This window comes from Stenotrophomonas sp. 2619 (assembly GCF_040548725.1).
GTDB classification, from domain to species: Bacteria; Pseudomonadota; Gammaproteobacteria; order Xanthomonadales; family Xanthomonadaceae; genus Stenotrophomonas; species Stenotrophomonas maltophilia_AP.
This window is the reverse complement of sequence record NZ_JBEPSF010000015.1, coordinates 103,158-128,757: the sequence shown is the minus strand read 5'-3', so window position 1 is coordinate 128,757 and position 25,600 is coordinate 103,158. Positions and strand designations below refer to the sequence as shown.

At 59.3% G+C, this 25,600-nt stretch carries 28 protein-coding genes and 1 pseudogene; 16 read left to right on the top strand and 13 right to left on the bottom strand.

Going from position 1 to position 25,600, the window contains the following annotated elements; all coding sequences use genetic code 11:
- The first annotated feature begins 258 nt into the window (after positions 1-258).
- The 6 genes from ABIA71_RS15620 to ABIA71_RS15595 all read left to right on the top strand — a co-directional run bounded on the left by ABIA71_RS15620 (position 259) and on the right by ABIA71_RS15595 (position 4,335).
- A complete protein-coding gene (locus ABIA71_RS15620) occupies positions 259-693 on the top strand; it encodes a low affinity iron permease family protein (RefSeq protein ID WP_088434344.1) in 435 nt (144 codons plus the stop codon).
- A gap of 80 nt (positions 694-773) precedes the next feature.
- Entirely contained in the window at positions 774-1,265 is a 492-nt protein-coding gene (locus tag ABIA71_RS15615) for a YciE/YciF ferroxidase family protein (protein ID WP_088434343.1), read from the top strand.
- A 525-nt stretch (positions 1,266-1,790) separates the two neighbouring features.
- The gene (locus ABIA71_RS15610) at positions 1,791-2,429 is read left to right on the top strand and encodes a DUF6766 family protein (RefSeq protein WP_088434342.1); all 639 of its coding nucleotides are present in this window, start codon (positions 1,791-1,793) and stop codon (positions 2,427-2,429) included.
- Between the two features lie 19 nt (positions 2,430-2,448).
- On the top strand, positions 2,449-2,994 hold the full coding sequence (locus ABIA71_RS15605) for a cysteine hydrolase family protein (protein WP_088434341.1): 546 nt from the start codon (positions 2,449-2,451) through the stop codon (positions 2,992-2,994).
- Between the two features lie 188 nt (positions 2,995-3,182).
- Positions 3,183-3,587 (top strand): hypothetical protein, encoded by a 405-nt coding sequence (locus tag ABIA71_RS15600; protein ID WP_354286387.1) that lies wholly within the window; start codon positions 3,183-3,185, stop codon positions 3,585-3,587.
- Between the two features lie 94 nt (positions 3,588-3,681).
- Positions 3,682-4,335 carry a LuxR C-terminal-related transcriptional regulator gene (locus ABIA71_RS15595; protein WP_354286414.1) on the top strand — a complete coding sequence of 218 codons (654 nt, stop codon included), beginning with the start codon at positions 3,682-3,684 and terminating at the stop codon, positions 4,333-4,335.
- A 68-nt stretch (positions 4,336-4,403) separates the two neighbouring features.
- Here ABIA71_RS15595 and ABIA71_RS15590 read toward each other — a convergent pair whose 3' ends face one another.
- Positions 4,404-4,583, bottom strand: a complete 180-nt coding sequence (locus ABIA71_RS15590) for a hypothetical protein (protein WP_354286385.1) — start codon at positions 4,581-4,583, stop codon at positions 4,404-4,406.
- A gap of 145 nt (positions 4,584-4,728) precedes the next feature.
- Positions 4,729-5,175, bottom strand: a complete 447-nt coding sequence (locus tag ABIA71_RS15585; protein WP_354286383.1) for a BLUF domain-containing protein — start codon at positions 5,173-5,175, stop codon at positions 4,729-4,731.
- Between the two features lie 557 nt (positions 5,176-5,732).
- Between ABIA71_RS15585 and ABIA71_RS15580 the strand changes: the two genes are divergently transcribed.
- Positions 5,733-7,532: a sensor domain-containing phosphodiesterase gene (locus tag ABIA71_RS15580; RefSeq protein ID WP_354286382.1), complete on the top strand. Its 1,800-nt coding sequence runs from the start codon at positions 5,733-5,735 to the stop codon at positions 7,530-7,532.
- Between the two features lie 64 nt (positions 7,533-7,596).
- On the opposite strand, the gene ABIA71_RS15575 is transcribed toward ABIA71_RS15580, so the two are convergent.
- From ABIA71_RS15575 to ABIA71_RS15565, 3 genes and pseudogenes are all read right to left on the bottom strand, one after another.
- Positions 7,597-7,983 (bottom strand): hypothetical protein, encoded by a 387-nt coding sequence (locus ABIA71_RS15575; RefSeq protein ID WP_354286380.1) that lies wholly within the window; start codon positions 7,981-7,983, stop codon positions 7,597-7,599.
- A 121-nt stretch (positions 7,984-8,104) separates the two neighbouring features.
- A complete protein-coding gene (locus ABIA71_RS15570) occupies positions 8,105-8,764 on the bottom strand; it encodes a LysR substrate-binding domain-containing protein (RefSeq protein WP_354286412.1) in 660 nt (219 codons plus the stop codon).
- A 51-nt stretch (positions 8,765-8,815) separates the two neighbouring features.
- Positions 8,816-8,995, bottom strand: a pseudogene (locus ABIA71_RS15565) (helix-turn-helix domain-containing protein); the annotation flags it as partial.
- A gap of 83 nt (positions 8,996-9,078) precedes the next feature.
- On the opposite strand from ABIA71_RS15565, the gene ABIA71_RS15560 reads away from it, so the two are divergent.
- Both ABIA71_RS15560 and ABIA71_RS15555 read left to right on the top strand, forming a co-directional pair.
- Positions 9,079-9,663, top strand: a complete 585-nt coding sequence (locus ABIA71_RS15560; RefSeq protein ID WP_088434334.1) for a LysE family translocator — start codon at positions 9,079-9,081, stop codon at positions 9,661-9,663.
- Positions 9,664-9,681: 18 nt separating this feature from the next.
- Positions 9,682-10,302 (top strand): NADPH-dependent FMN reductase, encoded by a 621-nt coding sequence (locus ABIA71_RS15555; protein WP_293980113.1) that lies wholly within the window; start codon positions 9,682-9,684, stop codon positions 10,300-10,302.
- 502 nt (positions 10,303-10,804) lie between these two features.
- On the opposite strand, the gene ABIA71_RS15550 is transcribed toward ABIA71_RS15555, so the two are convergent.
- A complete protein-coding gene (locus ABIA71_RS15550; RefSeq protein ID WP_088434332.1) occupies positions 10,805-11,410 on the bottom strand; it encodes a hypothetical protein in 606 nt (201 codons plus the stop codon).
- A gap of 743 nt (positions 11,411-12,153) precedes the next feature.
- The gene (locus ABIA71_RS15545) at positions 12,154-12,699 is read right to left on the bottom strand and encodes a hypothetical protein (RefSeq protein WP_293980111.1); all 546 of its coding nucleotides are present in this window, start codon (positions 12,697-12,699) and stop codon (positions 12,154-12,156) included.
- A gap of 284 nt (positions 12,700-12,983) precedes the next feature.
- On the opposite strand from ABIA71_RS15545, the gene ABIA71_RS15540 reads away from it, so the two are divergent.
- A complete protein-coding gene (locus ABIA71_RS15540) occupies positions 12,984-14,525 on the top strand; it encodes an EAL domain-containing protein (protein WP_354286377.1) in 1,542 nt (513 codons plus the stop codon).
- Positions 14,526-14,968: 443 nt separating this feature from the next.
- On the top strand, positions 14,969-16,549 hold the full coding sequence (locus ABIA71_RS15535) for a sensor domain-containing diguanylate cyclase (protein ID WP_354286375.1): 1,581 nt from the start codon (positions 14,969-14,971) through the stop codon (positions 16,547-16,549).
- 205 nt (positions 16,550-16,754) lie between these two features.
- On the opposite strand, the gene ABIA71_RS15530 is transcribed toward ABIA71_RS15535, so the two are convergent.
- Positions 16,755-17,189: an ankyrin repeat domain-containing protein gene (locus tag ABIA71_RS15530; protein ID WP_088434120.1), complete on the bottom strand. Its 435-nt coding sequence runs from the start codon at positions 17,187-17,189 to the stop codon at positions 16,755-16,757.
- A gap of 244 nt (positions 17,190-17,433) precedes the next feature.
- The gene (locus ABIA71_RS15525) at positions 17,434-17,772 is read right to left on the bottom strand and encodes a helix-turn-helix domain-containing protein (protein WP_088434121.1); all 339 of its coding nucleotides are present in this window, start codon (positions 17,770-17,772) and stop codon (positions 17,434-17,436) included.
- 111 nt (positions 17,773-17,883) lie between these two features.
- Between ABIA71_RS15525 and ABIA71_RS15520 the strand changes: the two genes are divergently transcribed.
- The 3 genes from ABIA71_RS15520 to ABIA71_RS15510 are packed head-to-tail and all read left to right on the top strand — an operon-like array spanning position 17,884 to position 19,368.
- Positions 17,884-18,657: a hypothetical protein gene (locus ABIA71_RS15520; RefSeq protein ID WP_088434122.1), complete on the top strand. Its 774-nt coding sequence runs from the start codon at positions 17,884-17,886 to the stop codon at positions 18,655-18,657.
- A gap of 40 nt (positions 18,658-18,697) precedes the next feature.
- Positions 18,698-19,003, top strand: a complete 306-nt coding sequence (locus ABIA71_RS15515; protein ID WP_088434123.1) for a hypothetical protein — start codon at positions 18,698-18,700, stop codon at positions 19,001-19,003.
- Positions 18,982-19,368 carry a hypothetical protein gene (locus ABIA71_RS15510; RefSeq protein ID WP_502961263.1) on the top strand — a complete coding sequence of 129 codons (387 nt, stop codon included), beginning with the start codon at positions 18,982-18,984 and terminating at the stop codon, positions 19,366-19,368. Before ABIA71_RS15515 ends, ABIA71_RS15510 begins: the two co-directional genes overlap by 22 nt.
- A 57-nt stretch (positions 19,369-19,425) precedes the next feature.
- Here the strand turns inward: ABIA71_RS15510 and ABIA71_RS15505 are convergent, their stop codons facing one another.
- Complete coding sequence (locus ABIA71_RS15505) at positions 19,426-19,758, bottom strand: GrlR family regulatory protein (protein ID WP_354286373.1); 333 nt, start codon at positions 19,756-19,758, stop codon at positions 19,426-19,428.
- 171 nt (positions 19,759-19,929) lie between these two features.
- Between ABIA71_RS15505 and ABIA71_RS15500 the strand changes: the two genes are divergently transcribed.
- Both ABIA71_RS15500 and ABIA71_RS15495 read left to right on the top strand, forming a co-directional pair.
- On the top strand, positions 19,930-20,943 hold the full coding sequence (locus ABIA71_RS15500) for a toll/interleukin-1 receptor domain-containing protein (protein WP_354286371.1): 1,014 nt from the start codon (positions 19,930-19,932) through the stop codon (positions 20,941-20,943).
- Position 20,944: 1 nt separating this feature from the next.
- Positions 20,945-21,433 carry a hypothetical protein gene (locus ABIA71_RS15495; RefSeq protein ID WP_088434126.1) on the top strand — a complete coding sequence of 163 codons (489 nt, stop codon included), beginning with the start codon at positions 20,945-20,947 and terminating at the stop codon, positions 21,431-21,433.
- Between the two features lie 65 nt (positions 21,434-21,498).
- Here ABIA71_RS15495 and ABIA71_RS15490 read toward each other — a convergent pair whose 3' ends face one another.
- From ABIA71_RS15490 to ABIA71_RS15480, 3 genes are all read right to left on the bottom strand, one after another.
- Entirely contained in the window at positions 21,499-22,113 is a 615-nt protein-coding gene (locus tag ABIA71_RS15490) for a hypothetical protein (protein ID WP_136005453.1), read from the bottom strand.
- Positions 22,114-22,792: 679 nt separating this feature from the next.
- A complete protein-coding gene (locus tag ABIA71_RS15485) occupies positions 22,793-23,272 on the bottom strand; it encodes a hypothetical protein (RefSeq protein ID WP_088434128.1) in 480 nt (159 codons plus the stop codon).
- 186 nt (positions 23,273-23,458) lie between these two features.
- Entirely contained in the window at positions 23,459-24,928 is a 1,470-nt protein-coding gene (locus tag ABIA71_RS15480; RefSeq protein WP_354286368.1) for a DUF6538 domain-containing protein, read from the bottom strand.
- Positions 24,929-25,600: the final 672 nt, after the last annotated feature.

Below are 25,600 nucleotides of genomic sequence, written 5' to 3'. Positions count from 1 at the left end.
TCTAACCGACGCACGATGGCAGGATTCATGGCCCGGCCCTCATTTCGTTTAGGAATAAAAGGTTCGTTCCAAGGGCGTCACAAACGAGCGATAACGTTGTAAAAATTTCCTTAAGTTGGGGGTGGACGGCTCAAATCCGTGACCTACTTCACCCAAGCTGAACCATTTAGATTGTTCCCTTTTCCTTGCCGCCGTGCTCACTGCGCGAAGACGACCGAACTCCTATGGTCCTGCCACCACAGCCGATGAATGAGCACTATGGGAAACGTCTTTTTTAACCGGATCGCCTGCAGCGTTTCCAAGGCTTCTGGTTCGCTGAGCGCCTTTGTCGCTGCTTTGGGCGTTGTCATCGTCTGGGCAGGAAGCGGCCCGCTGTTTCGTTTCAACAACACTTGGCAGTTGGTCATCAATACGGGCACGACGATCGTCACCTTCCTGATGGTGTTCCTGATACAACACACCCAAAACGCCGACACCGCAGCAATTCACATCAAACTCGACGAGTTGATTCGCGTCACTCATAACGCCAATGACGAACTGCTCAACCTTGAACAAATGGATCAGGACCGGCTGGAAGAGATCCGCCTGCGTTACGAACAGCTCGCTAAGACCGCCGCGCACTTGAAGGCCAAGAAGGACCGATGCATGCCCGGGGCCTGCGATGAAGAAACGGAGGAGCCGGCTGGTGTGTAGCCCAGCTTCACGATAACCAGATGAAAACTAACACCACGAAGCATAGCGTCTAACACCCACCCATCCGTAGGAACGCAGACATGGCGATCAAGACTGCCGAAGACCTCTTCATCCACGAACTGTCTGACATCTACAGCGCTGAAAAACAGCTCACCAAAGCTCTGCCTCGCTTGGCCCGGGCTGCGTCCAACCCAGAACTCGCCACCGCTTTCGAGACCCATTTGGAGGAGACCCAAGGCCAGATCGAGCGCATCGACCGGGTTGTCGAACTTCTTGGAATCCGGCTCAAGCGCATCAAATGCGCCGCGATGGAGGGATTGGTAGAGGAGGGCAAAGAGGCGATCGACAGCATCGAAGAGGGACCAGTCCGTGACGCTGCGTTGATCGGTGGGGCGCAGAAGGTCGAACATTACGAAATTGCCTCCTACGGAACCATCGCAGCCTTGGCCAAGCAGTTGGGTTACAAGGCCGCTGTTCCGCTTCTTCTAGAGACACTTGAAGAAGAGAAGGCCACCGACGAGAAGCTCACCCTGTTGGCCCAATCCGGTGGCAATGCTGCAGCAGTTGCATAGTTCTGGACGCCGTCGCAATGCTGCGATGGCGATTTTTTGTCTGCCCCCTTTTGGAGTCAGTCATGGAAAGAGATCAGAAAGACCCACCCCTTCCGGGGGAAAACAACGCCAAAGAGTCGCCCGCGGAGCAACGAGCCCGAGAGGCGCGCACGCAACGCAACCATGAAGAAGCACTGGAAGAAACGTTCCCGGCGAGTGACCCCATTTCACCATTTGTGCCCGCCAAACCCCCGGCGGACGACAGCACCTCGGACTCCTCCGACGCTCAGCGCTCAATTGGGGACCGCCCTAGCCCTGGCCAGGGCGTCAAGGGCAGCGGAACCGGGTCGGGGAGTGCTCCCGATCCGTCGGGAAGCACCCAGCCGAACTTCGGTGACGTTGGCAGCTCTGGAGGAACGCCAGGCTTTGCAGGTTGATTAGAAAAAAGGCGACGCTGAGGTGTCGCCTTGTCGTTCAGCCCCCTGTTCCATCGGCTCCAAACCTCCCCACGGTCTGGCAGACGCACAACATTAGGCACTACTGGCCATGTGGAAAAGAAACGGCTTATCGATAGTCCTGTTCCTATTACTGATCTGCTTCTTGTTGGGACAGATCTGGACCGGGTTCTTGGCACACAATGAAGAGCTCAAGGAAGCACATAGGCCGCTGTTGGGGCTATGGGGGTACCTCCACAGCGGTCACTTCGTTAGCGCCACCTTCGAGAATTGGGAAAGTGAGTTCTTGCAGATGGGGATGTATGTCCTTTTGACCGTAACCCTTCGCCAGAAGGGGTCGGCAGAGTCCAGGCCCCTCTCTCCCGATGAGGAAGAAGAGCGTGTTGAAGACGGGCCCACGCCATGGCCCGTGCGACGCGGGGGAGTGTGGAAGGCTCTCTATGGGCATTCCTTAGCTATCGCCTTCGGGCTCCTTTTCTTCATGAGCTTCTCTCTCCACTTGGCCGGCAGCTGGCGCGCTGAAGTCGACGAGATGGCCTTCAAAGGACTTCCGCCTCCCACGTGCTGGGAACACTTGTGGAGCAGCAGCTTCTGGTTTGAGTCGTTCCAGAATTGGCAGAGTGAGTTCTTGGCAGTGCTGTCATTGGTGATACTGACAATTTTCCTTCGCCAAAAGGATTCACCTCAGTCTAAGCCTATGGCTGCCCCCCACAGCCAAACGGGCGATTGAGCAATTCCGGGAGCCACGCATGAAGAAAACGACGCCCGCCCTGCTCATCGTTGACATGTTCAGTCGGTTTGACTTCCCGGAGGCCGACTTGATTGCGAGCAGCGCGCTGAATGCTTCAAAGGCCATCGCCCGCCTCCGGCAGCACTTCAAAGCCGAGGGCGATCCGGTGATTTACGCCAATGATAACTTTGCAAACTGGCAGATGGACTTCAAGGAGTTAGTTCAAGAATGCTTGGCTGCGGATGGCGTCTCGGCGAAGATTGCAACTCTGCTTCGCCCTGCTCTTGATGATTACTTCGTTCTGAAGCCCAAGCACTCCGCGTTCCTGGCAACCCCCTTAGCTGTCCTTCTCGCAAAGCTGGGATGCAATCAATTGGTGGTGTGCGGGATGGCCGCAGACTCCTGCATTGCCTCAACTTGCTTTGACAGCAACTCCCGGGAATACGAGACGGTTGTCGTTCCAGAGGCAATCGCGGGCATCGGAGCAAGGAAGGCAAGAGCGCTGCAACTGCTGGAGGACTCTCAGGCAGCAAAGGTGGTTCCGATAGATCGCTACCTCGGTTAGAGTCCTTCAGCCGCAGCCCAAGATGCCCTGCCCGCGCGACCAATGCTGGCTTGCACTGAGAAGTGTCGCCGACTGACTGGGAAAGAACCTCTCCTACCCACGAAGAGATTTGGAGACGTTCATTAACGATGCGCTTGATGGCGGTCGTAGTAGGTGGCACATTTTCCATACGACACGGGAGCTTGCAGTTGGCATTAGAAGAAAAAAGCCTTGACCTAATGGCGGACCTGAGCATGGTGGCACAGGGTTTTCGCCCTTCCCCTTCGCGGGCGACTGAGCTCGTGGATGCAGGATTTGTATGGGTAATGATTGCCAAACCGCCACAGCACGGCCTTACCGCCTTGGGCAAGACCACGCTGATCTCCCTCGTCTGCGACGACGCCTTGCTTGACCTCGCAGAGCTGGCGACGGCGGCTGAACGTTTGACGCCCTCCGTGACTGACTTCGCGTCTGGCACCGCGTTCTTGGATGAGCTTGAGTCGCGGGCCCGATCAGGTCAAAAAATTCGCCCTACTCTCGAACAGGGCGCCTTCTTGTTGTGGTTGCTAGCCGAGATGCCCAGCACAGCGCCCACCCCGCCGGCCCCCGTCTAGCTGCCAAGCACCAATACCCGTCCCCATGCCCTTTCCCCCTAGTCACCGGGTCTGCTAGCTTGGATACCCCCGACCGAGGAACGCTGCAGTGGATATGGTTTGTAACCCGCCGGAGCGTAAGCAGTTCGGTAGTCTTCTGCTGGTCGACGGGCACACACTCGTGGCGGAGGGGATCGCAAAGCTACTGGAAAGCCGGTTCTCACGCATCTGGATTGCTTCAACGGCGGCGCGCTTCCAAGAGCTTGTCAGCCAAGTCCGCCCGACCCTGGTGATAGCCGATCTCTACTTGCCTAGCGCAAGTTGCATAGCTCTGATGGACGGGATGCTGCAGCAGGAGGGGGCGCCGGCCTTCATCTTTCTCCCAGCAGAGGCCGGCCCAGACACTGTGACCCACGCGATAGCCGCCGGCGCGAAGGGATTTCTACACAGACGCTGTAGCAGCCAAGAGCTGTTTCGCGCGATCGATTGCATCATGGACGGATGCACGTATGTAGCAGCCAGCTTTCTTGCCTCGCAGGCGGAAGCGGAAGCTGCAGCCCCCAAGAGACGGCAGGCGATGCTGACCGCCAAGCAATTGCAGGTCCTGGAGCACGTGGCTTTGGGCATGAGGGCCCAAGATGTCGCGCAGAAGCTTCATCTTTCCACGCGCACGGTGGAATCCCACAAACGCGCCATCATGCGTCAACTGAATGTGGGCAACTCGCTGGAGATGGTTCGAGTGGCCCGGGAAGACGGAATTCTGACTTGAGCGTGTCCTGATACAAAAAAGGCTCGGCCTGGACGGCCGAGCCCTTGGCTCGTCAACGCTTGGGAAGCTTACTCTTCCTCGTCCTTGCCGCCCTGCTGGCCGGACCGCTCGCGCTTGCCGTTCTGGTCCTGCTGCTGTTGACCCTGGCGCTGGGTATCGCGATCCTGCTGCCCCTGCTGCCCCGGCTGGTTCTGCTGACCCGGTTGGTTCTGGCCGGGATTCGGACTCTGCTGATTCTGACTGCCCATGATCATTCTCCGTGTTCGGCATCACCATGAAGCCGATGGGCAAACCCTACGTTGCTATCAGTTAGGTTTCCGTAGCCTGACACGTGCACGCCTAGACAGGCCGCGCACCTTCCTAACTCGTTCACCATCCGAGCGGGATGGGCCTTTACGTTGTCGGAGGGGCCTGGACCGACCAGAACTCGGCCAGCAGACGCAGGCCTGGGTTGTGCTCAGCATCTTCTTCCAAGAAGGGGTGACTGCGCTCGCTCCAGCGTGCGGCTTCTATCTTCTGGATCAAGGACGCGTCGGCATGCTGGCAAGCCATCGACCAGTTCCAGAAGTAGCGTTCTGGCACTTCACCACTGGTGAGCACCCGGATATCCGCATGCCGCTTAGACTGCTTGATGCGGTCAAAAACCGAGGCAACTCCCTCCTCGGGGCCTTCCAGGTATTGGAGAAAAGTTGTGCCGTCGTAGAGCAGCACCCCGGTCACATCCGCCATTCGATTTTGGGCCGACGCGTCGACGAGGATCTCTTCCAAATCCGAATTGTCGAGATTTGAAGAGGAGCGGCTGGCGTAGGCCAAGGCGTAAATAGGCGGGCTGTCGGTCATCCCCGCTATGATATCTCAGCGACTTCGGACAACGGAGCGGAGTCCTCTGCCGGCGAATGGAACGCTGAATTGTTCACATAGAAGGCCTCATCGGATTGATCGGGCCCGTGAAAGGTTGATCATGGCTAGGGTGCCCATTGCTTGAGGGCTGAGCGCCACGATGCACAGATAGAGGAGATGCCGACGTGCTTGTCACTGAAAGATTCATCATCACCAATGTCACCGAGGCCAAGCGTTTGACGACCAGTGCAGTTGCTGAGCAGCCCGTATGGCCTGGGGCTGAAAGCATGGACATTGAGTGTCTGTCCTGCCACGGTCGCTGGGTGGCAGTGCTGACCGGGGCGGACGGCTTCGACCGTCGAGAGGGCGCAACCATCGTTTGTTGCCCAAAGTGTGGAGCAGCCCAACCGGTGCCGGACGTGGCGCTCCAGGACGAAGCGACACGGTAGTCATCAGAACCAGCGGGGTTGGGCCCAACTCATCAGGATTTCATGGGCTGTGGTTCGAATTAATGATATAGAGCTAACTTACCGTCGAATGGTTGCCGCGCAGTTGCCATGAATGTGCCTATCACCGAAGCTCAGGAACGGATGGCGGTTTTGGGAGCGATGCATGTTTTGGACTCGGAGTCCGGGCCATCCTTGGATCGCATCACCTCGCTGGCCGCGTTCGCCTTCAATGCTCCAGTGGCGTTCGTCTCAATTGTCGGAGACGACAAGCAGCGATTTATTTCCCGAATCGGCTTGCCGGTCGGTGAGACGGATATAAGGTTCTCCATCTGCGCCCATGCGATCGCCTGCAACGAGGTGATGGTCGTCCCGGATCTTCGGGAGGACCCGCGCTTTGAGAACAACCCATTGGTCGTCGCTCCGCCCCACCTGCTGTTTTATGCCGGAGCGCCCCTTGTGGCGAAGAACGGTGTCGCTATAGGCGCCATGTGCATCATGGACACAAAGGTGCGCGAGTTCTCAGAGCCAGAGCGCGCCCAGCTGTCCACTTTGGCCCAGTTGGTGATTGCGCAACTTGAGTTGAGAAACATGTCCGGCCGCTTGGAACCGGTCAGTGGAATTCCGAATCGACACCAGTTCCAGATTGACTATGCCGGCTTGGCGGAGAGGCACAGCGGCCGGCGAATGTTCGCGGTTCTTTTGGACGTGTTTGATATCCCTCGCGCCAATGAGGCCGGCCAAGCCCTCGGCATGCGGCCGCTGGAGGTCTTGATTCGTCGAGCAGGCGTCCGGCTGAAGTTCGCGCTGGAAGGTTTGGCGGACGTCTACCACGTCGGTGTGACACGCTTTGCGTTCTTGGTCGACCTACCCAGTCCAAAGGAATTGGAAGCGCTGGTGAACGAGCTTCGCCAGCGCATGTCCCGGCCGTTGATGGCAGCGGCAGTTCCGATGTCTCCGCGCTTCCACGCGGGAATCTGCGCTGTGACTCTGGGCGCGGACACCGGTGACGATGTGATTCGTAAGGTATTGATCGGGCTGCATGAATCCTTCGAAGCGCGGCAGCCCTTCGCCTGGTATTCCGAGGAGCGCGACAATCGCATGCGTCGGGGATACCGTTTGGCCGCTGACGCAGAGCGCGGGCTCCGGAAGGACGAGTTTTATTTGCAATATCAGCCGCGCTACCGCGCCTGTGACCTTCAGCCGGTGTCGGCGGAGGCCTTGCTTCGCTGGACGCACCCCCGCTTGGGGCCTGTGAGCCCAGGAGAGTTCATCCCGATATTTGAGCGGACCGCCTTGATGGGGGCTGTCACCCCGTGGGTGCTCGATGCTGCGCTGGATCAACTGGTCGCGTGGCGCGCCGCACGTCACTATTTAGCCCTCTCCATCAATTTGTCCGGCGCTGACCTTTCCTCTGAAGACGCTTGGACAAGACTTCGTTCAATGCTCGAGGCGCGCCGCCTGCCCTTTGACTGCATTGAAATTGAAATTACGGAGGGCGAGTGGCTACGCGCCGACTCGGTCGCCGGGCGTCAGATCAGAGCAATGGCCGAAGCCGGCATCAAAATTGCGATTGACGACTTCGGGAGCGGCTACAGCAATTTCGGCTACTTGTCTGACCTGCCGATCGACACCATTAAGATGGATAAGTCCCTGATCGACAATCTGGAGACCGATCCCAAGGCCAAGCCCAAGGTCATGGCGATCATTAACCTAGCTCGCGAGCTCGGCTACCACACTGTGGCAGAAGGTGTAGAGACACCGGCTCAACTCCGCTTTCTGCAGGAGCATGGATGCGATCAGATCCAAGGATATCTCCTCTCCCGCCCCCTCAATGCCGAAGCGCTACTTCAGGTTTTCAGTGACCGCGGAACCGGAGAGAGCGAGGACAAGGCCTCCGTGAATTCTTAGCAACCCTACCCGACGAGAAGTTGGAATCGTTTCCGTCGTGAACCTTTTGCGGCAGCGACCTAACCTACACCTGCAACGCATGTACCGCAGCACCTTCCGTATAACGCTGATCCGCAATGGGTGTCGGCGTTTCCTTTTTGCTGGCCGCTCTCGGCTTCTTAGCTGGCCGCGGGCCGCGACCAAGGTCTCTTGCGGAGGCGATCAGTTGTGCCACACGGTGGTGAATGGCGGAGCCGCTGCCTGCCCCAAAGCCCACGAAGAAAAGCCAATACCCGTCCAAACGCACGGCGACCTCCTCCATGCCCGGCGTCGAATCGACGATACGGCAAATGCACTCCACCCACTCGGTTGGCGGTTGTTGGTCGAGCTGGGCAACAACGGCCACTTCGCCAGCGTCCAAGTCCATCACTTCAATGCGCACAACTTCGGGAGCCGGATTGGTGCTGGCCATCGGGGCTGTCTCTGGGGGGTCTTTGGCCGGAGTATCCACAGTCATCGCCAAGGCGTCGTCAACGCCTCATGACAGCGGCGTCAAGGCACAACCAGTGCTGCTCCCCTCGAAGCGCCCCATCTCACGCGGCCTGTTCCTTGAGCCAAGCAACCACAGTGGTAATGGCATGGCGGCGTGACCGTGCGTCAACCGACAGGTTGGGACGGACAATCCAGTAGGCATTGGGGACACGCACTTCCTTCGAGCCAAAGGGCCTGAAGAGGGTTCCTTCTTTCACTGAAGCCTCAGCCAATCGACCGCGGGCAAGCGCCACCCCATGACCCAGCTCGGCTGAGCGAAGCACAAGATCGGAAGAGGCGAGTCGAGCCCCGCTGGCCAGTGACAAGGTTGAGGGACCATACGTGCGACGCCACTGCTCCCAGCTTGCGGAAGGATCCCGGTCATGAAGCAGGTTCATCTTAATCAGGAAATCTTTCTCGGGATGGTGCGGCTGATTGCTCCAGATCGTCGGGCTCACAACCGGATAAAGCAATTCATCCATAAGGGGCTCGCATTGCAATCCAGGCCAAGGGCCTCTACCCATGCGGATCGCCAAGTCCACGTCCTGGAACGAGTTGTCCACGCGCTGATTGACCAGCACGGACAACTCCACTCTTGGATGCGCTCGCGCAAGGGAAGGCAGCCGGGGAAGCAGCCACCGGGTGGCAAAGGACGGCGCGACGCCCACCGTCACTGAATAGACGGAGTTCGCCTCACGGGCCGCCTCGACGGCGTTGGCCATCTCCAGCAGCTGGGTTTGCAGACGGCTAGCCAGTTGCGCGCCTTGGGGCGTAGGGGCCCAGGGCCCGGAATCGCGCTCAACAAGTGGTATGCCCATCCAAGCCTCGAGCTCGGCGAGGTAACGACTGACGGAGGAATGGGAAACGCCCAATTCGCGAGCCGCCGCCCGCACACCACCGTGGGCACATGCCAGAGCGAACGCGCGAAGGGCATTGAGAGGCAAGCGGTCCATGGCCTAAAGAATAGACCAGGTCGGTGCAGGCGCGCACCAGTATCTGGCTCAAGAATGGGGGTATCAGACGAAGGCGCAACCCTATGATCTTCAACTCATTCGCCGGTGCTGCGGGCGTGGTCTTGGTGGCTGCATTAAGCCCGGGGCCGAATAATGTCGTGGTGCTTCGGGCAGCAGCGGCTGGGGACGGCTCCCGCGCCTGGTCGGCCATTGGTGGCGTTGTCTGCGGGGGAATCGCGATGCTGGCAGGCACCATTGCGGCGGGTTCTGCCGTGCTAACGACGCCCCATTTTCGTTTGGGCGTCGCCATTGCGGGCGCCACCTACCTAGCTTGGCTAGGACTCACAATGATGCGTGGCTCGGCGAGCCCAGGCAAGGACTCTCCCCTGCCAGCTGGGTTCTATGGCGTGTTTGTGTTCCAGTTCTTGAACCCCAAAAGCTGGGTGATGGTTCTGTCCCTCGTTGCCGCATTTCCACCAATGGGTGGGGCAATGACGTTTGCCTGGCTGGCGCCCATCTTTGTGGTGATTCCCACCGCATGCCTGCTCTTGTGGGCGGTAGCAGGTCGTCGTCTTGCCGGGATTCTGCGCACACCTGAGTCGCAGCGTCGATTTGACCAAGCGATGGGCGCTGCGTTGATCACGGCTGCGGCCCTTCTTTTGCTTTGATACCCAAGGAGCCACCCCATGGCATGCCCCGCTACTTCAATCCACGTCCTCGCTGTCGCTGGCAGTCTGAGACGGGACAGCTACAACCGACAACTCTTGAATGCGGCCGCCCAGATGGCACCGCCTCAGATGATCTTGAAGGTGCACGACACCATTGCCGACATTCCTATGTTTGACGAGGATCTGGAGGCCACGGGGGAACGCGGACTAGGCGGGGTTGCTCGTTTGCGCGAGGCCATCGCGGCAGCTGACGCGATACTGATAGCCACGCCCGAGTACAACCAGTCTCTGCCAGGCGTCCTGAAGAACACCATCGACTGGCTTTCCCGGAGCGGCGCAGCCGGTCCAGCCTTCGCGGGAAAGCCTGTGGCCATAACAGGAGCGACCGTGGGGCCTTGGGGCACCCGCTTGGCACAAGCACAGCTGCGGCACGCCCTGACGGCCGTGGGTGCCTTAACGATGCCGACGCCCCAGCTCTTCATCGCAGACGCCCCGCGCTCGTTCGATGTCCGCCAGGGCAATTTGGACGGTTCAATGGAGCTACGTCTCAGCAATTTTCTGCTGGCTTTCGAGAAGTGGATACGGCGCCTGCGCCCTGCTGTGCGGCCGACTGATCAAACAGAGGCTGGCCCTCGATAGGAGAAGCACAATTGCCCAAGGGCGGCGTTCTTCCATATTCAGCCACCGAGTCAGTGGGATCAAGCCCCTAGAGCGGCGGCGACTCTGCATGGCGGAGAGTGAGACACCTGTCCAACGTCATAAGTATGGAAAAGGACTGCCAGAGGATGGTCAGGGCAGACAAAGAGCACCGCACTGCGCAAAAGATCAGTCGCCAAGCTACCGGTCATTTCCTTTGGTGCTTTCCCGCGCAGCCCGTATGGCGTGCCCCGCGAGAGCCTCGGCTGCCAAAAGCGCGTCTTTCAAAGACGGAAACGGGCGCCTCAAGTCCAGAAGAGCGCGGCCTGCGTCCGGAGTAACGGCAAGCAGCACCCATCGATCAGGGGCGTCTTGCCAAACTTCGGCCAGATACCCTGTGTCCTCCGTCGCCAAACGAACGGAGTAGAACCGTTCATCCGATTGATCTGTCCCCAAGCCACCCTCCACACGTAATTGGGCCGGCCCCACCCCTGGGCCCAGCACGTCACTCAGCCGATTGTATCGCCCAAGAAGTGTGTCCCAACACATCGAGCACGGCCTCCGCCCCGCCGGCGGCGTCCCAGATGTTAAGCAGGCCTTTGTTGACCTCCGCCGCCACCTTCTCCAGCTGAACTAAGTTGTGGAGTGGTCGAAAGTGCCGCTGCACTGCCGCGTGGACATCAAACCTAGGATCTGCGTCCTCATCCACTGACACGTCCTCATCCAGCGGGACTGGGCTTGAGCTTGGAGTCAGGAGCTGGCGCTTGGCCTCGAACAATGCGCTGACGTGTATCCACGGCTCTTGGTTGTAGTCCACGTCCACCCCAACCTCGTGGCCAATCAGTTCCAGCTTGCGGAGCACGGCCTTCTCCACAAGGGGCTTAGCGCCCGAAGCCCAGCGGTCGGGGAACAAATCCGGTCCCAGGGTCTGGCAGAACGCCTCGACCGCGAAAGCCGTCAGAACGACGGCGCCGGTAACCACATGCAGCTTGGATGCGCCCTGTTCGCGGGCTGCCCGTCTCAGAACCCGGGCAGCGTGGTTCAGCTCTGGCCACGGGTGATAGGAAGCTTCACCCACCGCTCTAACCTTCTTCTTGATGTTCACTTGCATGCCCCCCTTTCCGGCGGCGGGAGTATGCCAGACGGCATGGCGCTTCTCACCCCGGCCAGCGGGCGATTCCCTTCAAAAATGTGACGCGCATCGCCTGGGTTTTTAGCGGCGCCGAGCACCAACGTCACTTTCGGAAGACCCTTCCGATGGGCCCGGTTTGACATCTTGGTCGCCTCAGTCGGCGTTCGGATTCCACGTTCCATTACCCATCAAGGCAGACGCTAGCCCGCTCCAACCTGCATCGTCAGCTAGGCGGTCGCCGAGTCCGTGGTCCGAAAGAGGGCTGTGTCGGTTCCCAAGCTGTCGAGAACACGCTCGTTGCGGCTCTTTGGCGAACATCGTCCGGGGACTGCCCACAACCCTTCTTTGTTTCTTTCAACCTCCCAGTCTGCCCCAGCCAAGGACAAATGATGGAGGTGAGGCCGACGGGCAGCCCGATGGATGGCATCGGCTAGCGCTTCCATTTCACTTCCAAACCAGCGGTAACCGTTGACGCAGATGGCGATGGGCTGATCCGACGGATGCGGATAATGCGGGAGGATCTCCTGCATCTGCTCGGCGGCTATCCCGACGGTGAGGTCCAGGAACATGGGCGTAGAAGCCCAATGAGTCATCGCGGAGCGGGCACTGGGGGTCATAGCTGATCCAAAGGGAGACCGGGGATGAACGGCAATAGTCCGATCGCGGGAGTACAGAGGCCGTGAGCGTCTCCATACTGGATAACACCGCTTCGGTGGGGCGACTCATCCCCCTGCCTCGTGACCTTCTGTTTCCCCCGCTTCCGGCGCCGAGGCAGCCCCTCCTGTGTTGCCCTCGGAAGGACCCTTCTTCAGTCCCTGCAGTTCCGCCAAAACTACCATCAAACCTTGATCGCTCTCCAAGGCCAGGTCATAGCGACTGCGCCGGGAGTGGTCGCGCTCGCTTATCCATGCCCGCCCACCCACCCCCAAGATGAAGTCAGTTGCGTCCATTAGCGATTCAAGGCGGGCGGCACGTGACTTGCGATCCAACTCTGCCTGATGGGCTTCAACCAGGGTCAACCTGCCTGAGAGAAACCATTGCCGTGGGCTGCCCGCCACGGCCTCGTCCCCAAGTAGCCTTGCCGCAAGGCACTCCAGTAGCTGAGCAGTATCCAAGAGCCTCAGCCGCTTTTCTTCCCGGGTCAGGTATGGGGTTCGTTGTCCAGGCACGAATGGACCCGGATGGGTCTCATCCAGCAAAACGGACGCTCGTTCACGAGCCTTCTGACACAGCGTTGCTTTGTCGCTGCCTGCGTAGGGATTCTTCATGCTGCGATCCTGACTTTACTGCTGGGGGCACAGTGAAGCGGCCCGAAAGCAGTGGCCGGTCTATCGCCGCCGCAGAAAACCTGAATAGGCCACCGCCTGCCGACCACCAACTTACGGCCAATCCCCACTGCCTTCAAGCACCGGGCGGACACAACCCGCGACACCCTACTCCCTGACACTCAAGAGAGCGCCCCCTCCTTCCACCTGGCGGCACAAAGTGCTATCAAATACCAGCGTTGGCGAGCACCTCCAAGCACAGCCATTGCTTCCCAAGGCTCAAACAGATGCGCAAACGCAACAGGACCCAAGACGGCTTAGCTTTGGCAGCGGCCGTCGGGTTGACGATGTTGACCACTCTCGTAATCGCGCAGGCGGTTCTCTACGTGCAAGACGTCGAACGCGCGTCTGCGGCCGCCCGACTGGCAGTTGGTCAGGCAGAAGTGATCGCGCGCAGCAGCGCCGCAGCCGCCAAGCAAGCCTTGGCAACACGCGGAGAAGATTGCTCCGACACAGACCTGCGAAACCTCAAAGCCATCGCCTTCAGTTCCAGCTACATGAGCGACGTGGGAAAGGTTCGCGACGGCCAAATCGTCTGCACGGCCCTATGGGGAGCCTTGGAGCCCCCCATGGTCTTGCCTGCCCCCAGGTTTCAGCGAAACGGAGCCGGCATTTGGAGGTCGTCTGACGTGCTCCATTCCCCCTACATCGCCACGAACATCGTGGTCCGGGGCAACGTCGCTACGGTGACTTCCCCGTCTGCATTTGACAATGTAGATCCGTCCAGGACCAGCCGCATTGTGATCGCCACAGCCAATGGCGAATACACGTTTAGGTCAGTTGAACCTGTCGCTAACGCACGGGACTGGCATCGAAACGACACGCTTGAGCGCAGCTATTGCAGCGACACGGTCGGAGTCTGCGCAGCAGTTACTTCACCGCGCACCGCGCTGTGGTCGTTGCCCTCCCACCTGCTCGCGACTTTTGCTGGCTTGGGACTGGTCACCGGCCTGTGCTTGGGGTGGATGGCAATCCGCTATCGCAACTTGGAAAGGAGCCTAGAGCAACGCCTACAGAGTGCGATAGAAAGCGGTGAGTTGACCATCGTGTTTCAGCCCCTTCGAAAGATATCCGACGGATCCACCGTTGGCTTCGAGGCGCTCGCCAGGTGGCATATCTCCCCCGAGGAGGAGATCGGTCCGGACATCTTTGTGCCCCTCGCCCAAGTCAATGGCTTTGGCCCTGTGCTTTCAAGATACGTCCTCGCCACCGCGCTTGATGACATCGAAGGAGTTCTTCTACCGGATGCCGAGCTCTACGTCTGCATCAACGTGGAGCCGGAGGATATTGCAGATGGCTCCTTCCCCGACTACGCGCTGAGCCAAGTTGAGAGTCGGCATTTGAGGCCGTTCCAGGTCTGTTTTGAAGTGACCGAACGCAACGATATCGTGACGCCAGAATTTTTCAAAAACATGGCGCTCCTTCAAGGGGCAGGCTTTCGATTCCTCATCGATGATTTCGGAACGGGCCATTCGAACTTCTCCCACTTAGCTCGCACGAGCTTCAATGGCATCAAGATTGATCGTTTGTTTACGGGGGCCATTACGACCGACTCTCCGCTTCGTTCTGTTCTTCCCGCCGTTTATGAGCTAGCACTCAAGTTGAACCTGGACGTGACCATCGAGGGCATTGAAACGTCGGCCGAGGCGGCCATGCTCCGCAGCCTCGCCCCGGAGGCGATTGGCCAAGGGTGGTTCTTCGGCCGGCCCGTAAATGCGCGAGAACTGGCCAGCCGACGCGCGCCACTGGATTCAGTGCTTGACTCTTGAATGAACTCCTCACCGCCTTTCCACGCTCTGTCTACATCTTGGATGGAATGATCGACACTGCCTTGGGTCATCCAACTTAGACCCGAGGCCGGCCGCGCGCCGCTGGATTGCCCGCCCACGATGTTCTCCCCCAGATGATCGTGGTGAGTTTCAGGCAATGACGCCCCATTGGTGGCCGTCGTGACCAGCGGGCGCGGCACTTTTTTGCAAGGCTGATCCTGCACCCGGGGTCTCAACCGCTGTGTGCTTAACCATTAAGGGCTAGATCGCGTCAGTGGCGTTGCCGTTAATGCCGTTTGTTCATCGTCTGTCAGTCATCGTAGGCTTGAGTTAGATAAGAGACGCAGCCGACACCCCATTGCCTGGCGCCCCTGCCCTCAACACCGAATCTTGTGCTGCTGGCCTGAGGCAATTATGGAATCGTACGAAGGGACGCAGGACATATGAGGAAGATCGCCAAACACCTTAATCTCCAACGGTTGATCGTCGGGCTCGCCATTCTCTCAGCTGGGGTCATGTTGGCAAATGCGGTTTTTGCGGCGTATCAGGTCCAACGCGAGCAGCTGATCAATAACGCACTTGAGTCCAACCGCGTCTATGCCCACAAGCTCGCGCAGACCACCCATAATTTTCTGGTATCGACCCAGCAGCAGCTGGAATACAGCGCACGGGCCATTGGAGCCGGAGGCATTGGCAGTGGCGTCGATTCCGCAGAGGCACATCGACTGCAATCCCAGACAAATGCGTTCAACTCGGTTGTGGTGGTGGACAACCAAGGACGAGTGACGGCATCTTCCCCGACCCTACCGCAGATCGACGGCCAGGTTCTTTCCAGCTTAGCCAACTCCTTAGCGATCGCAAGTCGCGCCCCGCTCGTGAGCAACCCCTACGTTTCTGCGACCGGCAAGTTGGTCCTGACCATCTCGCAACCAATCTTTGACCCGCCTGGGGGTTACCAAGGCTACATCAGCGCTTCAATCCACTTGAAGGAGCCCAACGTGCTCCATACCCTACTTGGAACGCACTACTACCGGGACGGGTCGTATCTTTACGTCGTAGGCCAGGACGGAAAGCTTCTCTATCACCCCGAACCTGACCGGGTGGGCGAATCGGCGTTAAAAAATGAAGTGGTCAAGGCCGTTTCTCGCGGAGAAGCCGGTGCCATGCCCACGATCAACAGCCATGGGGTGCATATGTTGGCCGGGTATGCGCCTATCCCAGCCGTGCATTGGGGCATCGTTTCTCAACGTCCCGTCGAGGCTACCCTGCGGCCGCTGACACGCCTGATGAACACTGTGCTGCTCAACGCCGCCCCTCTGGGCATCCTCTCGCTTCTACTGATCTGGGTGGTTTCCCGGCGCATTTCACGGCCGTTGTGGCAGCTGGCATCGACGGCCCAGAACAGCGATGTGTCTCAGGCGATTCTGACCGTGACTGCGGTTGATACGTGGTATTACGAAGCAGATGAACTACAGAAGGCCGTGCTGATCAGTTTCAATGCGTTCAACGACCGAATTGGTCGGCTGGACCAGGCCGTACTGACCGATCCACTGACCGGCTTGCTCAACCGCCGGGGTCTGGAAAGAGCGCTAGGTTTTCTGTCCAACTCGGGAACGCGGTTTGCGATCATTGCCTTGGACATTGACCATTTCAAGAAGGTCAATGACCGCCACGGTCATGAGGTAGGCGACGGGGTAATTGCGGGTGTGGCCGATCTGATGCGACAGAACTCCCGGGCAGAAGATGTCCTCTGTCGCATCGGGGGCGAGGAATTCTTGCTGCTGTTGCCCGACGTGAGCGCTGAGACCGCTGAGTTCGTCGCCGAGCGGCTCCGCAGAAGCATCCACGACCACGCATTCCCCATCGTCGGCAGCATCACTGTCTCCATGGGCGTCAGTCATTTCCCAGAAACACACGAGGACGCCGACCACGCCATTCGGCAGGCCGACAAGGCCCTATACAAGGCTAAGGGCGAGGGGCGCGATCGGGTGGTCAGCTATCGCCGTAGGAGGGCGGATCGTTAAGTCAGGGGCCGCTGGCTGCTGCCCGCAAGCTCATGCGGTAGGTCCCGCACGTCCGGCGCTGCTACCGCTGAACGCCGCTGTGCATGACGTGCGAGGCGCCGGTCCAAGCGCCTCGCCGTCGCTGCCAGCAATGCCCGCTCATCTGGGAGGGAGCCCGCCCTAGACAGCAACAACAGCTCCTGCGCGAGGTTGAACAACCACGTGGTCACCCTGCTCCACGGCTTAACAGAAAAGCAACGAACTGCGTCTGGTCGGCCTCCTTGGCGTGTTCCAGCGGATCACCTTCATTGACATCCGCGCCGCGGTCGAGCAACAGGGTCGCGAGCCTGATCTTTTCGTCAGTGTTCAAGAGGTCGTCTCGAGCGAGCCACACCAAAGCCGGCTCGTCGTCTTCGTCTTCGGTGCAGGGGTATGCGTCGGCCGCAATACCGGCATCCAAGAGGGCAGCCACCAGGTGCAGATCTGCGCCGAGGCATGCGTGATGAAGCTGGGGGAACGGAAGCTCTTGCCCCCTGGCGTGAAGGGGCGGAGGCAACCCGTCCAAGGCCTCGTGCATCTCGTCGAAGATCGCTTTGAAATCGGGATTTGTCGCGTATGCCTTGCCCCAGCCCGATATTTCGGCTCTTGCTTCCATGTCCATCCGACGCTCCCTATTGATTGTCACAGATACAACTTGGCTCAGCCCACGAACTGAAGAGTACCGCTCATGGGCCCGACGAAGCCCTTCTTGCCGTAACGTTCCCGGGCGCCTCATCGACTAACGGCGGCAGATAGGGGTTTCTAGAGGCAACACCCGCCCAAGCCGTATGCAAGGCCGAGGGAGGTGGTTCACAACACAAGCCTTTTAATCGGTCCTGCTGCAAGAAGCCGCAAGCGGGCGAACCTCAGCCCTTGGTCTTGCCAGCAAACTCCTTGAGCTTCTCGAGGGCCTCCCTTTGCTTGGCCAAGGGCAGCTTACTCACGAGCAAGATCACCTCGGCCAACACGTCTGAGGTCGCGTGGAAATACGCGACCGGCAAACCCAGCGCTTTTGCCAACGCCTCAGACGTAGCTGGGTCCGGGTCGTGCTGCCCGGTCTCGTACCGGCTCACCCGGGTCGCCCCAGAGACTGAGTCCACCATCCCAATGCGCTCGGCCAGTTGTGCCTGCGTCCAGCCTCGAGCAATCCGCGCACTGCGCAGTCGTTTGCCGTAGATCGTCGAGGGCGTCTTGGGTTGCGGCATCCGAAAACTTGCACCACAGCTGAATTCCCTCTCAGTTTGACGGTTGGAACTCGGTTGCACATCTGCGATTATCGTAAATGCCGCCGGGTTGGCGGTCTACAGGGGCTGCATATGAAGCACTCACGACACGGAGCGGTCGCCTCGCTCCTTGCACTGTCTTTCTCCCTCCCCGTCCTCGCCCAAGAAGAGGTGCCGGCGGCTCCGAACAAGCCCGGCTTCTTCCGTCAGCTTGGGACCAGCCTCAAGGACGCCGGGCAGCAGGCCATCGGCATCAAGTCCTCCGCCACGAACCGGGCGGCCCCTGGACGCTCGAACGGCTTGGGAGCCATCTACACGCCCCTCAGTGGAGCCGGCAAGCTGCCCAAGCTGTTCAGGGCGGACAACCACCAGCAGGCTCAGCTCGGCAAGCTGGAGTGGCCCCGGGTGGCACTGACCTACACCGAGTGGGGCGCGTCCCTGCCCTGCTGGACCGTCGAGGCTCGGATCTGGACCAGTCCTGCGTCATCCACCACGGAGACGTTCCGGACCTGCGCCAATGCCGCCGTGACCGAGACCGACGATCTGGGCGACACCGCCGAGTTGAACACCTCTGCACTGTGGAAGGGGCGGGACACCCTCACTGGGGTCCGCGTGCCTTCCGGGAAACCCAATACGGGGGCCAGCCGCTCCACGGGCCCCAACCCGCCTGCCCAGCCCTTTGTCGTCAACGTGTCCCGCCCTGGCGTCTCCGATCGCGCCGTTGATGTGGCACTTCGGGTGGCGTGGGTCAGTGGCTTCATCCAGACCTCAGATCTCCACCCGGGCCCGTCCGGAATCCTGACGCCATTCAAGGACACCAGGATGTGGATCGCGGGGTTCCGGCCCGATGGCAACCGCGACCGCTGAGGCACCCCGGGCCTTGCGCCCTCACCAATAGGGAAACGACATGAAAGCATGGATCCTTGCCGCCGCTGCGGCACTCTGCCTTACCGCCTGCAGCAGCAAACCGTCCGAAGAGCAGGCCAAGCAGGCCTTGGCCGACTTGATGGCCCAGAGCGCCTCGGCACCCGTCGTCACGATCGATGGGTTCACTCTGACCGGGTGCACGCGGGCGGGGGACGCGGACGGCTATCGGTGCGATACGCGAGGCACAGTGGTGATGGACATGATGGGCAATCGAGTCCCGCTTCCCGTCGACAAAAATCTGCGGTATGCCAAGGCCGACGGAAGCTGGAGGGCCTACGCCCAATGAAGAGCCAGGCCCCTTCCCTGCACTTTGCCCACGCAGATCGCGTAACTGCGCCATCTATCAGGACCATCAAGAGCGTCAGGACTCCCCGGGAGCGCTTCTTCTGGTGGTATTCGCTGTCCCTGCTCTTCCTCGGACCTTTCGGGTTCATTGTCGGGCCGTTGATGGCCCGGCGAGGAACGCGGAAGGTGGAACGACTGCATTCGGCAGCAGCTTGGGAGGCTCGGCAGCGGGATCATGGGTTCACGTGGTGGCAGTGGTGGGTCATGACGCCGCTGACTCTTATGGGAGCCCTGTGGGTGTTCGGGCTGCTGAGTGGGTTGCCCATGTTTCTGCTTGTGCTCTGGGCACAGCTGACCCAATCCTAAGAAGCTCCGCCGGATCAAAGAAGGCCCCCAACTCGGGGGCCTTCTCGTTGGTGTCGCTCAGAGTGCAGGGGTCAAGTAGCGCCCTTCCACTACCAACGTGGCTTCAGAGCGCCCGACGATGCTGCCATTGGCACTAAAGCGGGCATCCGTGGCATCGCCCCGGAACACGAGTTCGAACTGGTCGAGCCCGCCAAACACGGATTCGGAGCCCGGATCCCAGCGTTCGATGGTCAGCTTGGTCGTAAACCCAGCGCCGTCACCCTGCTTCGATCGTGAATAGGTATAGCCCGAGTCGCCGCCGTTGACGCTGCCCTCTTTGAATACAGCGATGCCCTCGCCGACTCCCTTCCTGTTCGACAAGAAACGAACATGGTAAATGCCGTCTTTCATTGCCAGCGCCTCCCCTGGGTAGGAGCCACGATAGGACCATCGTCCAGTCGCATCAGGCACGACAACCGCAGCCATGCTTATTGGAGGAGCCGCGGCCTGATTTAATGAGCCAGGCTCGCCAGCTTTGGATAGAATCGACTCTACGACTCTCCGCTCAGCGCCTTAAGGAGCATGATCTTGCCCAGCGTCTTCTTTTCCTATTGCCATGCAGACGAGGAGCTGCGCGACCAGCTCGAGAAGCAGCTCGCGATGCTTAAGCATCAAGGAATTATCGAAACTTGGCACGATCGACGCATCATCGCAGGCCAAGAAATCGATAAAACGATCGATGAGCACATCAACAGCGATGACATCATCCTGCTTCTCGTCAGTCCCGACTTCCTTGCATCACCTTACTGCTACGACAGGGAAATGAGGCGGGCGCTGGAACGACATGACTCAGGCGAAGCAACCGTCATCCCGGTCATCTTGAGGGCCTGCGAATGGCACCACGCTCCTTTTGGGAAGCTCATGGCTACTCCAACCGACGGCAAGCCGGTGAAGCAATGGGCTGACCTCGACGACGCTTTCTTGCAGGTGGCCAAGGCCGTTCGCGCAGCGGCCACCCATCGCCAAACCAAGCAAGCTGCGCTGGCTTCGCCAAGCGCGCGTGCGACGCCTGCTGCGGGAATGCCCCCAGGCGTCGTCGCGAGTTCCCTGCCCGCGCAATCCCGGCCAGGCCCGAGGTCGAGCAATTTGCGTCTCGCCAAGACTTTTACGCAGCGGGACAAAGATCAGTTCAAGGCGGAAACCTTCGACTACATCGCCAAACACTTCGAGAACTCCCTTAACGAGCTCGAAGAACGAAATCCGGGTTACGAGGGATCGTTCCGACGAATCGACGCCAACCGCTTCTTCTCCACAATTTATGAGGATGGGAAGGACGTTGCTCGGGCAACGATCTACCTGGGGGGAATGCTCGGGGGCATCAATTACATTCAAGGTGAGAAGCTCGACAGCAACTCTTTCAACGAGTCCCTTTCCGTGGACTGCGATGATCAATCCCTGTTTTTCACCAACTTGGGCATGTCCGCGTATGGGTCAAGTCGGGGTCAAAAGCTGACGCAGGAGGGTGCGGCGGAGCTCCTCTGGGAACAGCTCATTGGTCCACTTCAAAGCCGTAGCAACCATCCACACAGGCGCTGAGATGATATCGACCAGCGAGTTCACTGTAGGCAGTGCGAGTTCCTGCGCCGCTCTTTCGCTCATCCTGCCGAGGCATGATTCAGATCAGGCTTTGCTCATCGGCACTTCCAAGTTGGGCAAGACCGCTGTTCTGATCCTGACTGGTAGCCACCAGTTCACTTGGTTCGAGGCCGACGGTGCGGACGGCTGGGTTGGACTGGTATTTCCCGGAGTTCGCATCGAAATCGATGAGACGAGCGTGTTCAGCGCAGACTATTCACGCGCTTTGCCTGGCAACCTAGTCAGAGAGGGAACATCCCTCTATGTGAGGGCGAAAGCTCATGGGTTCGGCGGCTTCGATGCCATTATCGTTGAGAGCGACCTACCCACTACGGGAGACCTTTCCGCCGGATTCGCAAAGTGGCAGGTCGTTCTGGGCAGCGGACACGAAAAGCGGGTTCTTTGGCAGGTCGGAAACGGTCCTGATGCGCCGCCTGGACCCTCTCGGTAAACGAACTCCATTAAATCCCGGTGCGACCGATGAGGCTGTCGCCCCATCGAGGCTTGAAGGCAGCACTACAGCTCCGCCAAATCGGTGATGGTCGCTTGCCCCTTTCGCAGATCAGCGACCAGCAGCCTGCCCCCAGCAACGGTCCGACCCACGCTTTCGTTGACGTAGGCCGCCTGCAGCCGGCCTGCCTCCAGGACGTCATCAAATTCGAAGCTGTCCGAACGCCCACGCAACGGTTCTCCCGGTGACGCTACGCCGCCTTCCAATGGCTGCACTCGTGTCGGACCGCCGCCCGCATCCTTGGCATAGGCCGTGGCCATCATCCGGCCGCTCTTCGGTGACCAGCCGCCCAGAACAAGCTCGCTGTGTAGGATGTCCCGCGTCATGCCCGCCTCCGCAGCCGCCTGGACGTATTTCGGCCAAAGGTGGTCCATGACCAGTCCGAGCTCGGCCATCAGCTGCTCCATGGTGAAATCCGCGCGGAAGCTCGCCTGTAGGCAAAGCTCGTAAATCTTCAGAAAGAACTGAGCGGAGCCGCGGCTGGCCAGCACTAGGTTGTGCTGGGGGATCAACAAGAGCTTGGCGCCCGACGACGGCGTCCGGGTCATCGCGTCCTCGGCCCACGTGTCGACCGCGATGAGCAACTGGTCAGCGCGTAGCAACACATTGAGGATGCTCATGGGAGGGTCCCTAGCCGAAAGACGAAGGCTATCGTCGGCCCGCCCAAACTGTACATAGATGCCCCTGCATTACTCGCTGGTAGGCATCGAGCTATGGGTCCGCGCGCCGCTTTGGCCGACAGGAACCAAGGAGACCCATCCGCACCCCGCAGCTCGGAAGCTGATGATCCCACGCGACCGGTTCTTCTGGTGGTATTGGGGAGCCTTGCTCTTCCTTGGACCTTTCGGGTTCGTCGTCGGGCCGCCCATGGCCCGACGCGCAAGCCGGAAGGTGGCTGTGCTCTCCGGTTGCCAGCATGTGGCACGACTATATGACCGCGCCCACTCGAAGGTGGTGTTCCCATCCTGCTTTTGGACGGCGCTTCGAAGCTTCTCTTAGAGCAGCCGACCGGCCCCTTCCACCGTCATATCAGCCGCCCGGGGAGGCGCTGACTTGATTACGGCAGGCGAATTCCATCCAGCAAGTGTGAGTTCCTCACTGGACTTCCCCACTTGCGGGCTACTCATCGCCGGCGCAGCCCGAGACACCGCGCCCTTCCAACGACTTGACAAAACACATCATGAAGATATAAGGATTAAAAAATCCCCCATTACGATGCAAATCACCTTAAAGAAATTGATGAAAATTCTCTCTGACTTAGCTGCATTAGGTGCGGCTTACGCCATCCTTGGGTTCTATTTAGCTATTTTGATCCACGTCATGCTTTATCTTTGAATTGAAAACCATCAGTGCCAGAAGGTAATTACAAATAGAACCAAGCACCGCAATTAAATCAAACTTCCCAACCATCAGCTGGCGAAAAAAGATCACTAAGAATATTGCAGCAAATGTAATAAGGAGAGATATAGAGTCCTCTTTCAAGCAAGAAATCCCCTTTCTGAAGAATACGCTATTGCTCCCGCCGAGAAAATCGCCAACAAGGCTAAAGACAAGCCCCGCAAGGCAGGCTCCGGAAATAACAAGGATCCAGAGCTTTTTATCGACGAACTCCCAAAATCTAACGGGCAGCTTGCTTCCATTTGAGTCTACGAGCCCAACCCCCATCACCGGCATCAACTCTGAGACCATGTATGAGACAACGAACCAGAGAATGGTTGAAAAAAATGCCCTAACCAAGAATGGAAACAACACTGATTTGCGGAATTCAAAGCTTTTCATACCCCCCCCAAATATATTTTACAACTAAATCATCTAACGAAGATTCCAAGCCACCGGGCACATCCGCGTTCGGCATGGAAATCGCCCGTATACGTCAGTGGGTTGACGGCCATGTGCCTGCTTTCGGCCAGCGACGATAGAGACACCATCAGGCGTTGCCGATGCTTCACCATTGTGCAGGCAGTGTCATCGCAAGTCCCAAACAAGGGAAGTTAAGCCTGGCGAATGCACACCGATTCCGCTGAGCTTCTCCACCGCCGTGAAATCCCGGCTATATGTTGAGTGATGCTCATCATCCAATTCATGACCAACGATCTGCGCGCGCAGTTCTGACACGACGCCGGCCCCCTGCAGCTCTTGGATAAAGGTCTTCCTGAGCGAATGAAAGCCCCTTTTCGCCGGTTCCCAACCCCTACCCACTTCAGCTAGGTGCCGACTGAATGCCTTCGTAATCCAGTTGCCCTGCCCGTTCACCGCAGTCGCTTTAGCAGACGGGAACAGCCTCGTTTCACCGGCCTTGCGCTTGCCGTCCACCCATGTCAGGAAGCCCATTTCGAGGAGCTCGGGATGGAGCGGCACGGTGCGAAGGCTCACTTCCGTCTTTACCTTCTGATGCTCGCCCTCGTCCGAAATGCGGATGCACGGGATGCCATCCTCTTCGAACACGTCTTTGATGAGGAGCTGGCCGACTTCGGATGCCCTGGCACCGGTGTAGAGCCCAATGAGTGAAGCCCACCGGGCCGATTCGGACATCTTCGCAAGCACCTCGGGCGCGAACAGGGCTTGAATCTGCGCCCTATCGTAGGCTTTGAAACCCAGCTTCTTCCGGGCGCGCTTCTCGCGCTGCGAGTAACTCACATGGCCGGACGCTGGATTGTCGCCCCGTGGGTAGTGACCAGAGGCCATAGCCCACTCGAAGAACCCGCCCTTGCCGCCAATGTAGGACTGCTTGTTCGTCAGCGTTGGCGTGGAAGCCCCCTTTTCCCGCATGTCCTGATACCAGCGGGCCAAGTCCGAGCGCGTGATGGTGTGGACCTTGGCCTTTGCCCCCAAGAACGCCACCAATGCCTCGATCGCGGTCTTCTTGATCGTGTAGGTCTTGGGCAGAGTTGAGGGCTTGAGCGTCGCCAAGAAGGCATCGCGCGCCTTTCCCAGCGTGATCGTCTCAATCGCCTGGGCCGGCGGTGTTGCGGGCGCGCGGGTCGCCTGTGGCCAGATCTCGCGGGTCGGCCCCCGGTGGGCAGCTTCAGGCTGCTGGAGCGTTGCCGCCATCGCTTCCAACTCCATGAGCTGCCGGTAGAGCTTCAAGTCCTTCGGGCTGTCGATCTGCCACTGCTCCGTGACCGTCCCGTCCGTTGCCCGGGTCCGGTTCAACGTGAGCTCTCGAAGGTTCTCAGCGCTCGTCAAACGGTCAATCAGGAGGTCAGCATCCGTTTTGCTGAGCTTGGCCACGCGTTGATCCTTCAACTGTGCGAAGAGCCGAGCATAGCCTGCACCCAGCACGACCGCACGCACGTGGGCCTGAGCCAGGTCTTTCGTTCGAAGAGTTCGTTTGATCAGCCGGCAGTCGAGCACGGCTTGAAGGTCGACGGGAACGCGCTGGACGAACGACCAGCGACCGGTCTCGGACCGACTCAAATGGTGAGGGATGCGCATGCGATTGTCGCCTCTGCATGCTTTCCGCCTGCCAATCAGGACACATCAAAAATTCACATTTAGAATCAATGAGTTATACATGATTGGCGGAGAGAGTGGGATTCGAACCCACGGATGGTTTAAGCCTTCGCCGGTTCTTATGACCATATCATTCCGGGCAGGGTGCGCGGGCGCTTGTTATGGATGTGAATTCGTGAAGGGGTTGCTCGGACCTCACGCGGTTGCAGTTGATGCCCCTACATACTGCAAAGAATGGTGAACGCGGCGAAGCGCTGCGGGTGGCGATGACCTCACGCCCCTGCCGCGTGCATACGCTCGCGCTTCAGTCGCGACCTGGACACCCAATATGCCAATGAATGCATTCGCGTTTGCCGCCGCGCTTTCGGGCCTGACATCAGCTGGGAGCACGGGTGCGCGGAGGATGCGCAACAGCTCGTGCTGTGCAAGATCCATCGCGATGCGCTGAAGCGGAACGAGGTAAAGGACTATGCTTACCCTCGTGCCACGGCGGTCTGCGATCTGCTTGCATGGGAGTGCAAGGACAAGTGGGACTTCGATACGCAGGATGCACTTGCCGCATCGACTGTGGATCTGGATGAGTTGATCCGACGAGGTGACGCGGTCGAAGCAGGGCCGCGGGTTCGAGTGATACCCCGCCATCTTACCGCCTCT

Coding starts and splice junctions, on each gene's coding strand:
- ABIA71_RS15525 (WP_088434121.1), bottom strand. CDS start 17,772: ATGCCGCAACCCAAGACGCCCTCGACGATCTACGGCAAACGACTGCGC.
- ABIA71_RS15580 (WP_354286382.1), top strand. CDS start 5,733: ATGAATGTGCCTATCACCGAAGCTCAGGAACGGATGGCGGTTTTGGGA.
- ABIA71_RS15545 (WP_293980111.1), bottom strand. CDS start 12,699: ATGAAGAATCCCTACGCAGGCAGCGACAAAGCAACGCTGTGTCAGAAG.
- ABIA71_RS15480 (WP_354286368.1), bottom strand. CDS start 24,928: ATGCGCATCCCTCACCATTTGAGTCGGTCCGAGACCGGTCGCTGGTCG.
- ABIA71_RS15520 (WP_088434122.1), top strand. CDS start 17,884: ATGAAGCACTCACGACACGGAGCGGTCGCCTCGCTCCTTGCACTGTCT.
- ABIA71_RS15610 (WP_088434342.1), top strand. CDS start 1,791: ATGTGGAAAAGAAACGGCTTATCGATAGTCCTGTTCCTATTACTGATC.
- ABIA71_RS15550 (WP_088434332.1), bottom strand. CDS start 11,410: ATGCAAGTGAACATCAAGAAGAAGGTTAGAGCGGTGGGTGAAGCTTCC.
- ABIA71_RS15590 (WP_354286385.1), bottom strand. CDS start 4,583: ATGGGCAGTCAGAATCAGCAGAGTCCGAATCCCGGCCAGAACCAACCG.
- ABIA71_RS15500 (WP_354286371.1), top strand. CDS start 19,930: ATGATCTTGCCCAGCGTCTTCTTTTCCTATTGCCATGCAGACGAGGAG.
- ABIA71_RS15485 (WP_088434128.1), bottom strand. CDS start 23,272: ATGAAAAGCTTTGAATTCCGCAAATCAGTGTTGTTTCCATTCTTGGTT.
- ABIA71_RS15535 (WP_354286375.1), top strand. CDS start 14,969: ATGAGGAAGATCGCCAAACACCTTAATCTCCAACGGTTGATCGTCGGG.
- ABIA71_RS15615 (WP_088434343.1), top strand. CDS start 774: ATGGCGATCAAGACTGCCGAAGACCTCTTCATCCACGAACTGTCTGAC.
- ABIA71_RS15555 (WP_293980113.1), top strand. CDS start 9,682: ATGGCATGCCCCGCTACTTCAATCCACGTCCTCGCTGTCGCTGGCAGT.
- ABIA71_RS15605 (WP_088434341.1), top strand. CDS start 2,449: ATGAAGAAAACGACGCCCGCCCTGCTCATCGTTGACATGTTCAGTCGG.
- ABIA71_RS15620 (WP_088434344.1), top strand. CDS start 259: ATGGGAAACGTCTTTTTTAACCGGATCGCCTGCAGCGTTTCCAAGGCT.
- ABIA71_RS15585 (WP_354286383.1), bottom strand. CDS start 5,175: ATGACCGACAGCCCGCCTATTTACGCCTTGGCCTACGCCAGCCGCTCC.
- ABIA71_RS15575 (WP_354286380.1), bottom strand. CDS start 7,983: ATGGCCAGCACCAATCCGGCTCCCGAAGTTGTGCGCATTGAAGTGATG.
- ABIA71_RS15495 (WP_088434126.1), top strand. CDS start 20,945: ATGATATCGACCAGCGAGTTCACTGTAGGCAGTGCGAGTTCCTGCGCC.
- ABIA71_RS15595 (WP_354286414.1), top strand. CDS start 3,682: ATGGTTTGTAACCCGCCGGAGCGTAAGCAGTTCGGTAGTCTTCTGCTG.
- ABIA71_RS15490 (WP_136005453.1), bottom strand. CDS start 22,113: ATGAGCATCCTCAATGTGTTGCTACGCGCTGACCAGTTGCTCATCGCG.
- ABIA71_RS15540 (WP_354286377.1), top strand. CDS start 12,984: ATGCGCAAACGCAACAGGACCCAAGACGGCTTAGCTTTGGCAGCGGCC.
- ABIA71_RS15560 (WP_088434334.1), top strand. CDS start 9,079: ATGATCTTCAACTCATTCGCCGGTGCTGCGGGCGTGGTCTTGGTGGCT.
- ABIA71_RS15530 (WP_088434120.1), bottom strand. CDS start 17,189: ATGGACATGGAAGCAAGAGCCGAAATATCGGGCTGGGGCAAGGCATAC.
- ABIA71_RS15570 (WP_354286412.1), bottom strand. CDS start 8,764: ATGGCCAACGCCGTCGAGGCGGCCCGTGAGGCGAACTCCGTCTATTCA.
- ABIA71_RS15505 (WP_354286373.1), bottom strand. CDS start 19,758: ATGAAAGACGGCATTTACCATGTTCGTTTCTTGTCGAACAGGAAGGGA.
- ABIA71_RS15515 (WP_088434123.1), top strand. CDS start 18,698: ATGAAAGCATGGATCCTTGCCGCCGCTGCGGCACTCTGCCTTACCGCC.